Source organism: Corynebacterium evansiae, assembly GCF_027570065.1.
GTDB classification, from domain to species: Bacteria; Actinomycetota; Actinomycetes; order Mycobacteriales; family Mycobacteriaceae; genus Corynebacterium; species Corynebacterium evansiae.
Genome location: NZ_JAKMUT010000002.1, coordinates 336,306 through 349,529 on the forward strand (window position 1 = coordinate 336,306; position 13,224 = coordinate 349,529).

At 64.6% G+C, this 13,224-nt stretch carries 13 protein-coding genes; 1 reads left to right on the plus strand and 12 read right to left on the minus strand.

All coding sequences use genetic code 11. The annotated features are described in order from the left end of the window. Window positions 1–18: 18 nt before the first annotated feature. The 12 genes from L8V00_RS03500 to L8V00_RS03555 form a co-directional block, all read right to left on the minus strand. On the minus strand, window positions 19–1,494 hold the full coding sequence (locus L8V00_RS03500) for an alanine/glycine:cation symporter family protein (RefSeq protein ID WP_269944218.1): 1,476 nt from the start codon (window positions 1,492–1,494) through the stop codon (window positions 19–21). 98 nt (window positions 1,495–1,592) lie between these two features. Further along, window positions 1,593–2,459 (minus strand): bifunctional DNA-formamidopyrimidine glycosylase/DNA-(apurinic or apyrimidinic site) lyase, encoded by an 867-nt coding sequence (mutM, locus tag L8V00_RS03505; protein WP_049050436.1) that lies wholly within the window; start codon window positions 2,457–2,459, stop codon window positions 1,593–1,595. After that, window positions 2,452–3,186: a ribonuclease III gene (gene rnc / locus L8V00_RS03510; RefSeq protein WP_049050435.1), complete on the minus strand. Its 735-nt coding sequence runs from the start codon at window positions 3,184–3,186 to the stop codon at window positions 2,452–2,454. The genes mutM and rnc overlap by 8 nt, the downstream gene beginning before the upstream one ends. A 39-nt stretch (window positions 3,187–3,225) precedes the next feature. Further along, a complete protein-coding gene (locus tag L8V00_RS03515; RefSeq protein WP_049050434.1) occupies window positions 3,226–3,768 on the minus strand; it encodes a YceD family protein in 543 nt (180 codons plus the stop codon). 18 nt (window positions 3,769–3,786) lie between these two features. After that, window positions 3,787–4,542 carry a DivIVA domain-containing protein gene (locus tag L8V00_RS03520; RefSeq protein WP_070487696.1) on the minus strand — a complete coding sequence of 252 codons (756 nt, stop codon included), beginning with the start codon at window positions 4,540–4,542 and terminating at the stop codon, window positions 3,787–3,789. 59 nt (window positions 4,543–4,601) lie between these two features. Further along, on the minus strand, window positions 4,602–5,087 hold the full coding sequence (coaD, locus tag L8V00_RS03525) for a pantetheine-phosphate adenylyltransferase (protein WP_049050432.1): 486 nt from the start codon (window positions 5,085–5,087) through the stop codon (window positions 4,602–4,604). Window positions 5,088–5,097: 10 nt separating this feature from the next. Continuing rightward, window positions 5,098–5,667 (minus strand): RsmD family RNA methyltransferase, encoded by a 570-nt coding sequence (locus L8V00_RS03530; RefSeq protein WP_239317017.1) that lies wholly within the window; start codon window positions 5,665–5,667, stop codon window positions 5,098–5,100. Between the two features lie 54 nt (window positions 5,668–5,721). Continuing rightward, a complete protein-coding gene (locus L8V00_RS03535) occupies window positions 5,722–5,934 on the minus strand; it encodes an acyl-CoA carboxylase biotin carboxyl carrier protein subunit (RefSeq protein WP_269944219.1) in 213 nt (70 codons plus the stop codon). Window positions 5,935–5,985: 51 nt separating this feature from the next. Next, entirely contained in the window at window positions 5,986–8,151 is a 2,166-nt protein-coding gene (locus L8V00_RS03540) for an ATP-dependent DNA helicase RecG (RefSeq protein WP_269944220.1), read from the minus strand. A gap of 3 nt (window positions 8,152–8,154) precedes the next feature. After that, a complete protein-coding gene (locus tag L8V00_RS03545) occupies window positions 8,155–9,690 on the minus strand; it encodes a DAK2 domain-containing protein (RefSeq protein ID WP_269944221.1) in 1,536 nt (511 codons plus the stop codon). Window positions 9,691–9,767: 77 nt separating this feature from the next. Next, window positions 9,768–10,478, minus strand: coding sequence for a uracil-DNA glycosylase (locus L8V00_RS03550; RefSeq protein ID WP_269944222.1), 711 nt, complete (start codon window positions 10,476–10,478; stop codon window positions 9,768–9,770). A gap of 9 nt (window positions 10,479–10,487) precedes the next feature. Beyond that, the gene (locus tag L8V00_RS03555) at window positions 10,488–11,462 is read right to left on the minus strand and encodes a thiamine-phosphate kinase (RefSeq protein ID WP_269944223.1); all 975 of its coding nucleotides are present in this window, start codon (window positions 11,460–11,462) and stop codon (window positions 10,488–10,490) included. Window positions 11,463–11,535: 73 nt separating this feature from the next. On the opposite strand from L8V00_RS03555, the gene L8V00_RS03560 reads away from it, so the two are divergent. Beyond that, window positions 11,536–12,654 carry a DUF3515 domain-containing protein gene (locus tag L8V00_RS03560; protein WP_269944224.1) on the plus strand — a complete coding sequence of 373 codons (1,119 nt, stop codon included), beginning with the start codon at window positions 11,536–11,538 and terminating at the stop codon, window positions 12,652–12,654. The last annotated feature ends 570 nt before the right edge of the window (window positions 12,655–13,224 follow it).

Sequence of the window (13,224 nt, forward strand, 5' to 3'; positions counted from 1 at the left end):
CCTGATGCTATCAAACAGCTAGGCGGTTGCCCCGGTGGGAGCCTCGCGGCGCTGGCACTCCGGGTCCGTACCGTCCCAGCACTCGACGTTCTTTAGCTCCGGCAGGCTGTCGCGGTGGAAGATCGGATCCTTGCCCGCAGCCTTTTGCTGGGAGAAGTCCCGCAGCAGCTTGATGGCCACCCCACCGAGCGGGACGATGGCGCAGAGGTTGATCAGAACCATCGTGGCGGCAAAGGTGTCGGCCAGGGACCAAACCAGCGGGACGGTACCGATGGCGCCGCCGAACACGCAGAGAACCACGAGCACGCGGAAGATGTTCAGCTTGGCCTTGGACTTGGTGAAGTACTCCACGTTCGCCTGAGCAAGGTAGTAGTTGCCCAGCACGGAGGAGAACGCCAGGAAGAACAGAATGATCGTGATGAAGTGGGTGCCCCACTCGCCCACCTGAGCGGACAGCGCGCTCTGGGTCAGGTTGGCAGTCTGCACGCCCTCGCCATAGGCCGGGTTGGACAGCAGGATGATGAAGGCAGTGATGGAACAAACCACCAGGGTGTCAAAATATACGCCCAGGGTCTGCACCAGACCCTGCTTGACCGGGTGGGATACCGCAGCCGTGGCGGCGGCGTTCGGGGCGGAGCCCTGGCCGGCCTCGTTGGAGAACAGGCCACGGCGCATGCCGTTCATGAACGCTGCGCCCAGGGTGGCACCGGCGATCTCCTTGATGCCCAGAGCGTGCTCCACGATGGTGCCGAACATCGCCGGGACCTCGCTGATGTTGATGGCCAGCACGATCACGCCCAACAGAATGTAGGCACTGGCCATGAGCGGGACGATCACCTGGGTAGCGTTAGCGATGCGCTTCACACCACCGAAGATCACCAGCGCGGTCAGCGCGGCCACCAGCAGGCCCGTAGCGATCTTCAGCCAGGTCGCATCGGGCGCGATGTTGGGGTTCAGGGAGTGCAGGGAGGAGCCCGCGGCCTCCGCGATGGAGTTGGTCTGCACGGCGTTGTACACAAAGCCATAGGTGATGGTGATGGCGATGCCGAAGATCAGCGCCAGCGGCTTCGCGCCCAGCCCCTTGGTCATGTAGTAGGCCGGGCCACCGACGTAGCCATCCTTGTCGCGGGACTTCCACAGCTGCGCCAGCGTGGCCTCCACGAATGCGGTCGCGCCGCCAACCAAAGCCACGACCCACATCCAGAACACCGCGCCCGGGCCACCCAGGGTGATGGCGATAGCCACGCCCACCACGTTGCCTGTGCCCACGCGCGACGCTGCCGAGATGCTGAATGCCTGGAATGCGGAGATGTTTTCCCCACTCTTGCCGACCGCCGGTTCCTTCACCGAGCGGAACATGTCCGGCACCATGCGGATCTGCACCACCAGGGTGCGAATGCCGAAGTAGGCGCCGGCTGCGAGCAGGAAGACGGGGATGATCTTCCAAATATTTTCGTTCAGCGTATTCGCCACGAAATTTTCAATTGTTTCCATGCGCAGAAATCTACCCGAAACCAATGCCAGAAAATAACTGCGACATGTTTGCTTTCCTCACCTATCGGTGCAGATCAGTAAGCTTTAAGCTTTCGCCGCTACCTCTGACACGTCGCGCAGTAGTGCGTGGATCGGCCTCCTAAGACAATCCGTTTGATCGGCGCCCCGCACCTCTTACAGGGTTCACCGCCGCGCCCGTACACGTTTAACGAGCGCGAAAAGTACCCCGACGCACCGTTGACGTTCACATACAGCGAGTCGAAGCTGGTGCCGCCCTGCTCCAGAGCGCGCTCCATCACTTCCGCCGCTGACTGCAACACCCGGTGCAGGGTGGGCCTGCTCAGCAGAGCCGCGCTGCGCCGCGGACGCACTCCAGCCAGAAAAAGCGCCTCATCGGCGTAGATGTTTCCTATACCGGAGACAACCTCCTGGTTCAGCAGCACCGTCTTCACCGCCGCGCGCTTGGACTTCATCCGCTCCACCACCGCCTGCGCGTCAAAGACGGCCTCTAGCGGATCGGCAGCAATGTGGCTGACGTTCTGGGGTAAAAAATTTTTTGGTGACGCCACCCCGGCCCCCACTGCCCACGGATCCGGCACGGCCTTTTCCAGCCGCCACTCGCCGAAGGTTCGCTGGTCCACGAAGCACAGCTCACGCCCATCGGATAGTCCCGCCCGGATGCGCACGTGCGGGGATTGCACCTGGCCGGGCTCGGCCACGAGCATCTGGCCACTCATGCCCAGGTGCACTTGCAACAGGAAGTCCTCGCCGAAATCCAACCACAAAAATTTTCCGCGGCGTTTCACTGCGGTGACGGTGGCGTCACGAAGAAAAGAAACAAGAACTTCCGGGTCCCCGGAGCGGACGGCGCGCGGGTGACAGACCTCGACGTCGGTAAAGCGGCGGCCGACCAGGTGTTCTTCGAGGCCGCGGCGAACGACCTCAACCTCGGGGAGCTCAGGCACGTTCGTTGAGCTTCTGCACGGCCTGCTTGGCGGCGGCGTGTTCGGCGACCTTCTTGGTGTGGCCTTCGCCGTGGGTCACCAGGTCTTCGATGGTGACGGTGGCATAGAAGGTCTTGTCGTGTTCCGGGCCTTCGCCGCGCACCTCGTAGGTGGGCAGGGGCAGCTTCATGTCGGAGAGCTTCTCCAGCAGCACGGTCTTCCAGTCCATCGTCAGGCCGGTGGTGGGAGCCTCGGTGATCTTGTCTGCGAACAGGCGCAGCACCGTGGCGCGGGCAACCTCGAAGCCGTGGTGCAGATAGATCGCGCCGAGCATGGACTCCACGGAGTCCGCCAGGATGGAGTGCTTATCCTTGCCGCCGGTCAGCATCTCGCCGCGGCCGAGCAGGATGTAGTCGCCCATCCCGAGGCGGCGCGCGACATCCGCCAGGGCGTACATGTTCACCACTCCGGAGCGCATCTTCGAGATGTCGGATTCCGCGCGCTCCGGGAACTGGCGGTACAGCTGCTCCGCGACGGCCAGGCCCAGCACCGCGTCGCCCAGGAACTCCAGGCGCTCGTTGTTCGGCAGGTGGCCGTTTTCGTTGGCGAAGGAGCGGTGGGTCAGCGCCAGTCGCAGCAGGTCATCGGGCAGCTCCACGCCCCACGCCTCCAGCAGCGGTGCGTGGTCGGACTTGCCATAGGCGGCGTTGAGGGCGGCCTCGCCGGTCAGTCGGCGTTTACGAGCCATGTGGTTTCGGGTTGCCTTTCTTGAAGTTTCTTTAGGGTTTTAGAGGTTCTTGAACTTCTCCAGGCCGGCCCAGCGCGGGTCCGGGCGATCCTCTTCCTCGACTTCCTCGCTGATGCCGTCCGGCGCCGGGGTGTCCTCGCGGCATTCGGAGCCGAAGTCGGCGCACACGGGGCTAAACGGTGCGTTCAGGCCGGCCTCGTCGATGACCAGCTGGGTGATGTCGATGGCGTTATCCTGCACCAGCAGCGGCTCTTCCTCGTCCTCAGCATCGTCGCCCTCGGCGCTGTCATCGGTGATGAAGTCCGGGGTCAGGCCGAAGACGTCGCTGATGGAGTACTCCAGGGTGGTGGACAGCTCCTGCAGGCAGCGGGAGCACGTTCCCTTGGCCTCGCCGCTGACCTGCAGGTTGGCCATGATTGCCTCGCCCAAGTTCGCCAGGGTTCCATGAACTTCGACGGGTGCGCCCTCTGCCACGCCCAGCATGTTGCCGCCCCACGGTACGGGGGACGCCCCCTGGGCGTCGACCGGCTCGCTGAGTCCAGTTGGGATGTCGCCGACTGCAAGAACGAAGGGGTTACTCATACCCTTCTTTCTACCCGTCTATCGCTGCTGACGGTAACCGTGGGGGTCGGAATCGTTCTGGTATCCGGCAGTGCCGTTCTGGTATCCGGAGGCACCAGCGCCCTTGCGCAGTGCGGATCGGTCGCGGTTGACAGTGCGCAGCGTGGTCGTGAGGGTGTCCTCGAACTCGGCCAGGGTGGAATCGACGTAGCGGTCGCACTCGGTGCGCAGGCGGTCGGAGTCCGCGTGGGCGGATTCAATAATGCGGTTGGCCTCGGCCTCGGCGTTGCGGACAACCTCGGAGTCAGAAACCAGGCGGCGCTGCTCGGCCAGGCCTTCGTCGACGGAGCGCTGGTAGCTGGCGTTACCTTCGCTGACCAGGCGCTCAGCTTCGTCGGCGGCGCGGGTAGTGACCGTCTCGTACTCGCGGCGGGCGTCGCTGACCAGGCGGTCGGCCTGATCCTCGGCCTGGGCGACGGTGTTGGTTGCACGATCCTGTGCATCCTGGAGGATCTGGTTCGCGCGTTCCTGCGCATCCTGCACGATCGCGTCGGCTTCAGAGTTGGCGCTGGAGATGGTTGCGTCGGCCTGGTCCTGGGCGTCGGCGATAATGTCATCGCGGTGGTCGAGGACGTCCTGCGCGTCGTCCATCTCAATGGGGATCGCGTTGCGCATTTCGTCGAGAATGTCGAGCACCTCGCGCCGCGGAACCATGCAGTTGGAGGTCATGGGCACGCCGTAGGCCTGCTCCACCATTTGCTGAAGGTCATCCATACCCTGGAATGTCTTGTACATGGCCTCCACTGTGCCATCACTTGACCTCAACTACAGGTTTAGACACGCCTTGACGGGCGCTAGCCGCGGAACTTCTCCTCCAGCGCCGCGACAACCGGCTCCGGCAGCAGCCCGGAGACGTCGCCTCCGTACTTCGCGACCTCCTTGCACAAGGTGGAAGACACGTAGCCGTACTCCGGGGAGGTCAGCAGGAAGTACGTCTCCGCGCCCGACAGGCGCTGATTCATCTGCGCCATCGGCAGCTCGTACTCGTAGTCCAGGGAGCTACGCAGCCCCTTGACCATCGCCTGAATATTGTTCTCGTTCAGGTAGTCCACCAGCAGCTTGTCCCACGTATCGACCGTAATGTTCTTAGGCCCATTGGGGATGGCAGCGATGGACTTCTCGATCAGCTCGATGCGCTCTTCGGCGGTGAACAGGCCGTTCTTGTTCGGGTTATAGGTCACCAGAACCACGACCTCCTCCCAGTTGGCAGCGGCGCGGGTGAAGATATCCAAGTGACCCAGCGTGATGGGGTCGAAAGATCCGGGGCAAACTACTCGCATGGCACCTAACCTAACCCTCGCCCCGCCAAATCGCCATGTCGAAGCGGGCGATTCCGTAGGTGCGCTTCTTTAGCTTCTGCCCGGTCGGCTCGAAGCCTTGCGGCCACGCGGTTTCGGGTGAAGCACTATTGCGCTCGACCACCACGACGGCGTCACTAGTAAGAACAGGAATCAGCGCCTGCACCATTTCTGCGACTGCCTCGTCGGTGAGCTCGTACGGTGGGTCGGCCAGCACCATCGTGTAGTGGTTGCGCGGGGCACCGGCCAGGAAGGATGACGCCTTCGCCTCCACCACCTGCACTTTCGCCTCGGGAACCACGCGCGCGTTGTCCTTGATGGTCTTCACCGCCGCGTCGCTGTTATCCACCAGGGTGACCTCCTTGGCCCCACGGCTGGCGGCCTCCAACCCGAGGGCACCGGAGCCGGCGAAGAGGTCCAGCACGACCTCGTCGACGAAGCCGAAGCGGACCTGCAGAGAGGAGAACAGCCCTTCGCGGGCGCGGTCCGAGGTGGGGCGGGTGCCTTCGCTGGGCACCTTGATGCTGCGGCCGCGGGCGGTTCCGGAGATGATGCGTGTCATAGTGCTTTGCAGTCCTGCCTTAATTTTTGCTCGTGGTCGTTACTAGTGCCGGCCTTATTGGGCCTCGACCCGCAGAATCACGTCCCCGCCGTGCACATCCTCATAGTCCTGCGAGTTCGTCCTGCGCACCACCCCGGGCCCCGGCGCGAGCACGGGCGCTTCCAGCTTCAGCGATTCCACCGTGCACAGCGCGTCGCCGGTGTTTACGGTTTCTCCGTCGGCGACGAGGAAGTGCACAACTCCCGCGAATGGGGCACAGATTTCCATGCCCCAGAGTCTAGCAACTGGGTCGGCTGGCTCTTCTCCCCTAGCTCTTCTCTAGCTCTTCTCGATGTAGTCCTGGTCGTCGATCTCGATGTCCACCACCAGCGAGCGCGCCAGCTGCTCATCGTAGGCCACCAGCGCTTCTGCATAGTCGCGCGCCGATTCGATGATCTCGCCGTCGGTGCTGAGGTCTAGTAATGACGCCCTTCGTGCCGACCGCCCCGACTGGTCCTGGCCCAGGATGTCTCCTTCGGTGCGCATCTTCAGGTCTTCCTCCGCCAGACGGAATCCGTCGTTGCTTTGCGCCACCACCTGCAGGCGGTGGAAGGAGGGGCTATCCGGCGCGGCGGTGGTGTGCAGCAGGCACAGCGAGTCCCGGCGCCCGCGGCCGATGCGCCCGCGCAGTTGGTGGAGTTGGGAGAAGCCGAAGTTCTCTGCCTCCAGGATCATCATCATGGAGGCGTTGGGTACGTCCACGCCGACCTCGATGACGGTGGTGGCGACCAGCACGTCGATCTTCCCGGCGGCGAAGTCCTGCATCACCTGGTCCTTGTCGGCGGGGTCCATCTTGCCGTGCAGCATCGCCACTCGGCAGCCGGGCAGTTTCTCGGTGGCGATACGCTCGCACCACTGTTCCACGCCGGAGTGGCCTTCGATGCGGGGCGCGACCACGTAGGCCTGGCCGCCGGCCTTGAGCTCCTCGCCCATGCGCTCCCAGGCGCGCCGTACCCAGCGGTGTTTATCGGCGGGTACCACCACGGTTTCGATCGCCCCGCGTCCACCGGGCTTGCCGACCAGCGTGATGGGCGTCAGGTCGCCGAACATCGTCATGCCAACGGTCCGCGGGATCGGGGTGGCGGTCATGACCATCATGTGCGGGGTGGCATCCACCGGTGCGGATTCCCGCAGCTTGTTGCGCTGTTGCACGCCGAAGCGGTGCTGCTCGTCAACGATGACCATGCCCAGGCGGTAGAACTCCACCGAGTCCTGGATCACCGCGTGCGTGCCCACCACAATGTCGGTTTGGCCGGAGACCAGATCCAGCAGCGTGCGCTGCTTGTCGGCCTGCTTCTGGCTACCGACCAGCACGGATACCCGCACGTCGGTGTTCTCCAGCATCTTCACCAGGCTGCGGGCGTGCTGCACGGCCAGGATTTCCGTCGGCGCGATGAAGGCGCACTGGTAGCCGGAGTCCACGGCCCAGAGCATGCTGATCAAGGCCACCATCGTCTTGCCGGAGCCGACCTCGCCGTGCAGCAGCAGGTTCGCCGGGGTGGTTCCACCCAGGCGGGAGCCGATGTCCTCCAGCGCCATCTTCTGCCCCGCGCTGAGGTCGAAGGGCAGCCCCGCGATCAGCTTTTCCACGTTCGCGCCCGGCGCGAGCGCCATGCCGGTGCGCTTGGTGGCGTCATTGCGCCGCAGAGCCATGACTAGCTGCAGCTCGAGTGCCTCGTTGAACTTCAGCCTGCGCCGTGCGGGTTCGGGGCCGGCTTCGCGAGGCTGGTGGATGTGCCGTAGCGCGTCGGCGAAGCTGATCAGCGGGCGGCCCTTTTCATCCGTGGGCCAGGCGGGCGCGCCGGGGTTGCGGCGCGGGAGTGGCAGGAACTCGCCGGGCTCGTCCATCACCCGCAGTACGTGGTCCATCACTCCCAGCATCTCCGCGGTGGAGGTACCGGGGCGGCGCTTGTAACCGGCCATCCACGGCTTGGCCAGTAGCTCCTGGGCGGCGGTCTCGGAGCCCATGACGTCCACGATTGTCTTCAGCGGCCCGAACATGCCGAACTCCGCGTCCAGGGCGGGCAGGATGGATACGTAGCTGGGGTTCTTCAGCTCCCATTGGCCGTTGAACTCGGAGAGCTTGCCGTGCAGCAGCATCATCGAGCCCCTCTTGATGCGCTTCCGGTGGTAGGCCACGTTCCCAAACAGCGCGGAGCGGAAGGTTCGCACGCCGTCGGTGAAGGTGAACGCCAAAAATTTTCTGGGGCCGCGCCCGGAGTGGTTGTCTTTCTCCCCCACGCTGAGGATTTCCCCGGCACAGGTGTACTTCTCCCCCACCCGCAGCTCGTCGAGCCCCTGCGGCGAGCCGAGCCGCGCGTAGGTGACGGGGAAGTTCAGCACCGCATCGGCGATGGTTTTGATGCCGGGCTTATCGGCCAGTCGCTTCGCGCGGTCGTTGGAGATCGCAACCGACAGCGGGCGCGAGTCCTGCCATCCCAGCATGGGCTACTCCACCCCGATCTGCACCAGGCACGGGTCGTGGTCGTTGCCTTGCAGCTCGATGTGGTGGTCGTCGATCTGCACGTCCGGGTACAGCTCGGCGAAGGTGGCCTTCAGTCCTTCGATGGCGGCCTGGTCGGTCGCGGGGGCGCTCCACAGCAGGGTCACGAGTTCCCCGCCGTCGGCCAGCATGGCGCTGAGGGTATCGACCATCGTGTCGGGCGGGCAGGTGGCGTAGCGCTGGGCCTCCACTGCGTCGATCATCTCCTCGACGTTATCGTCCCAGTCCACGGTGGGGTCGTTCACCGCCAGTGCCGCTAACCCACCAACCAGCGATTTCGTGTCGATAATGTCGACTTCCCGCGCCCCGTCCAAACCTTGCAGGGCGGCGACGTCCTGTCCGTTGGTCAGCACGGCTATCGGCCCTGCGCCCAGCCCCTGCACTGCTTCGCCCAAGGTTTTATTGTTTGGTGACGCCACCGCCACCGCCCCCGCAGCCTCGAAAAGTCGCGCGACTCCGCCGGTGGGCGTGAGCGCCACGATGAACGGTCCCTGGTCTTCCGCCCGTGCTTGGGCGCCCGCGGGGGCTGGTGTGCTTGGCTTTCCGCTTTCGACGGCTTCCCCGTCGGCGGGCAGAACCTCGATGCGCAGATCGGTGACGGTTCCCAAGGCAAAGGCCTTCTCGATCACCTCGCCGGCGCGGTTGGTGTGCACGTGCGCGGTGCCGGATTCCGGACTCAGGGGTCCGACGATCACCGAATTGCCGTGGGCTTCCAGCAGCTCCCGCAGGGCATCCAGGTTCCCCTCGAAGAAGAACATCACCTCGACCTCTTGCTGGGTTCGCTCGTGGTCGGGCGTGGGGGCGTCCTCAATAAGACCTGCACCGTCCAGAACATCAACCAGGGCCTGCAGGATCACCACGAGGCCCTGCCCGCCCGCGTCCACGACCCCCGCTTCGGCGAGAACGGGCAGCTGGTTGGGGGTGTTGGCCAGGGCTCCCTCGGCGGCGTGGAGGGCGCGGGTGGCGACGTCGGCGAGGTTCGGTTCGGCTTCGTGCGCGGCGGTGGCGGCGGCATCGAGCACGCTGATGACGGTGCCCTCGACGGGCGTGGAAATTGCGGTGCGGACGAAGCCCACAGACTGCGAGAGTGTGTCCGCTACGGCGGGGCCGTCGATGTGGCCCTGCGAGGCCGCCTCGGCGAGGGCGCGCATTACCTGGCTGAGCACCAGGCCGGAGTTTCCGCGGGCGCCACGAACAGCGCCGGTGGCCAGGGCGATGGTGACCTCGGGGAGGCTGGCACCTTCCTCTAGTGCGTCGACCGCCGAGACTGCGGTGGTCATGGTGTGCGCCATGTTGGAGCCGGTATCGGAATCCGGGATCGGGAAGACATTCAGGGCGTTGATCGCCTGGCTCTGCTCGCGCAGCCGACTGGCCGAGAGGCGAGCCCACTGGGCGACGACGCACGCGTCGAGCTGAGCGGGCGCCTGATGCGCCGGTTGCGCTTCTGCCACCGGTTGCGCCTCTGCCTTCCTGGATTTCACTCCCACTACCCTAGCGAACCAGCCGGACAGCAGTGCGGTTTGCGGGATCGTGGCGCGTTAGGGGTAATTGGAGCGGTTTATAGGCGCCAGTCGACGGGTGCGCCACCGGAGGCCTCGAGGATCGCGTTTGCCCTGCTAAACGGGCGCGAACCGAAGAAGCCACGATAAGCGGACAGCGGCGAGGGGTGCGGAGACATCACGCAGCGCTCCGCGCCGATGAGCGGTGCCAGCTGCTGAGCCTGCTTGCCCCACAGGATCGCGGCGAAGTGCGGGTTGGCGGCGACTTGGCGGACGGCGGCCTCGGTGATGGCCTCCCAGCCGCGGCCGCGGTGGCTGCCCGCGTTGCCCGCCTGGACGGTGAGCACGCGGTTGAGCAGCAGCACACCCCGTTCGGACCAGGGCGAAAGATCCCCGCTGGTAGGGGCCGGTAGGCCGAGGTCATCTGCATACTCGGTGTAGATATTCTTCAGCGACTTCGGCAGCGGCTCGCCTGCGGGAAGCTCCGCAGAGAACGCCAGCCCCACTGAGTGCCCAGGGGTTGGGTACGGGTCCTGCCCAACTATCAGTACTTTCACCTGCGTGGGGTCGGCCTCGAAGGCCCGCAAAATTTTTTCTGGCGCGGGCAGGATCTGCGCCTGGTTCCCCTGCGCCCGCTGCCCCTGCGCCTGCTGGGCCGCCCGCTGTCCCTCAGCCAGCGCGCCCTCCAGCACCGACTGCAGCCCCGGCAGATACCACGCCGGGTGGATCCGCTCGATCAGCTGGTGTGCCTGCTCCCGTACGGAATTCACGCTTGCTCCTTACACCGACTGCCAGCCGGACGTAAACGGCGGGCGCCCGCCGTCGACCAACACATAATCCCCCTCATCCGAGAGGCTGCGGACAGTCCCGATGCGGCGGTAGCCACTGGGCATGCGGGCGTCCGTAGTTCCCAAAAGAGTATGGTCCTCGCCGCCGGTGTAGATCCATTCCAGTGGGTTCTTGCCCGTCATCTGCGCGGCATGCCGCAGCTTCTCGTCGGGCACCAGAGCCGCCCCGTCCAGATCCAGGCACACCCCGGAGCGCTCCGCGATGGCGCACAGATCCACGATCAGCCCGTCGGAGTTATCCGTCATGGCGCTCGCCCCCGTAGCGCGAGCGACGGATCCGCGACCCGGCTCCAGGCGTGGTGCGCAGTGCCAATCCGCCAGCTCGTTGAGGATGGGATCGTTCGCCGGGATCGCCTTGCGGGAGCCATAGTGGCGCAGGATCGCCAGCCCCGCCGCGCTATAGCCGATCGGCCCGCTGGCGATGACCCTCTGCCCCACGCCCGCGCCGTCCAAAGTCAGCGCCGCGGCGGGCCCGGAGATTTCACCCATGGCGGTGATGGAAATAACCAAGTCCTTGCTGGTCACAACGTCCCCGCCGACTAGCTCCGCCGCCCACGGGGAGGCTCCCTCGTCGATGCCGCGCGCGATATCCGCCACCGTCTGCAGCGGCAAATCCCCCGGAGTGGCGATCGCCATCAGGATCGCGGTGGGACGTGCTCCCATCGCTTGAATGTCCGCAAAGTTCTGCGTCACCGCCTTCACCCCGACCTCCCACGGAGTCGAGTAGTCGAAGGTGAAGTGCCGGTCCTGAACGAGGATGTCCGTCGAGCACACGTGCCGTGAATTGGTGCCTGTGGGTTCCAACACTGCGGCGTCATCGCCATTAAGAGAACTCGGTGCAGCCTGGCGGATCGCCGCGATGGTGGCGGCCTCGCCGGCCTGGGCGACGGTGAGTGAAGTGCGCATGCGGCCTTTCGGTTTTCTAAAGCGTTTTCTAATGCTTGGGATCCCGCGACAAGTCTAATTAAGATGGTGCGCTATGAGTGACGAATCCACTTCCCCCGTGTCCACCCCGCGGTACCTGCTGGTGCTGTCGACTGTGCTGGCTATTTTGCTGATTGTTGTGGTGATCGTGGCGGCGAAGATCACGATGGATAAGAAGGTCTACGCGCCGGTGGCAATGGGGCCGGTGGATGCGCCAGAGGCATCGTCGCAGGTGTGTGCCGATTTCGTAGCGGCGCTGCCGCGGGACTTGGATCGTTTCCGTTCCGTGGAGGTGCGCGATCCGGCGCCGGATGGAGCCGCGGCTTATCGGGATTCTTCGGGCGCGGAGTTGTCCGTGCGCTGCGGGGTGAATGTGCCGGATCAGTACACGTTGTTGTCGCCGGTGTTTACTTCTGGCGATGCGCGCTGGACCGCGGTTTCTGATGCCACTCCGGGCTCGGACCTGCGGACTTGGTATGCGGTCGGGGGTTCGCCCGCGGTCGCGGTGACGGCTTCTTCCGACGTGGGCAGCGCGCTCGAGGGGGTTGGTTCTACTCTTTCTTCTCTTTATGACGCCAACTCTCCAGCAAAGCCCGCCCCCTACCCACTATCCGAGGCTCCGGTGGCTGGCGGCTCCGGTGGTTCCGGCAAGGCTGGCGGTTCCAGTGGTTCCGACAAGGCTGGCGACTCTGGCGAGGGTGGCACGTCCGGTGGCGCAACCGAGTCCCCAGCGTGCCGCAAGTTCCTGGAATCTCTGCCGGATTCGCTGGGCGACTGGCGCCTGGCGCACATTTCGGCCGGTAGCTCCGACCTGAAGAACCCCGATGCGCTGCCCGAGGGCGTGGATAAGTCAGTATTCGACAAGGCTCCCAGCGGCTCGGCGACTTACCTGGCCGAAGGACATGAGCCGGTGGTCATTCGCTGTGGCCTGGAGATGCCTGAGGCCTATGAGCCGGGGGCCAACCTGACCCAGGTTGATGACGTTCCGTGGTTCTCCGATCCCTCGCTGTCGCGCGGGTCGACGATGGGCCACTGGTATGCCCTGGGGCGGGAGCAAATTGTGGGGCTGGCGATGCCGCAATCCGCCGGCGAGGAGGTCATCACTTCCGTGACCAGCGCAATCTCTGATTCTCTCAAGAAGACCGAGAGGCAGCCCACCCCCGCCCAGCAGTAGCTGCCCGCCCGTAGCCGCCCCGCCCAGGTCCAGCAGTGGCGGCCCTGCACACTCCACCTCTGCAGTCCCACACTCCACATCTGCAGCCCCGCACTCCACATCCACAGCCCCGCGCTTCCCACCTGCAACAGGAGCCTCACTCACACCATGCCGTCAGTGCCAAATGTCGGAAAAGTTGCAAAACGTCAAAACGCTACTCTCACCCCTTGCGAACAAAAAGCTTCTGACCTGCATGTTTACACTATTGAAAATGTGCACCAGTAACAAATTGCAGCTTTTCCGACATTTCCGCCCCTACGCGCCCCAAACACCAGCAACTTTGCCGACATTTCCCCTCACGCAGGCTGAAGATAGGCACATCCCAGTCCCCGATGTCGTCAGAACGGGAATCCATCCCCGCAGCTGGCGAAAGAATAGGCACACCCCGGCACCGAATGTCGTTAGAACGGGAATACGTCGCCGCGACCGAAGTCTCGCAAATTATCGCGAGCGCCTGACCTGCAGGTTTAGGTTAAAGAAAACTGGTAGCAATAACGGATTCCCGTTCTAGCGACATTCGCAGGCCGCGGC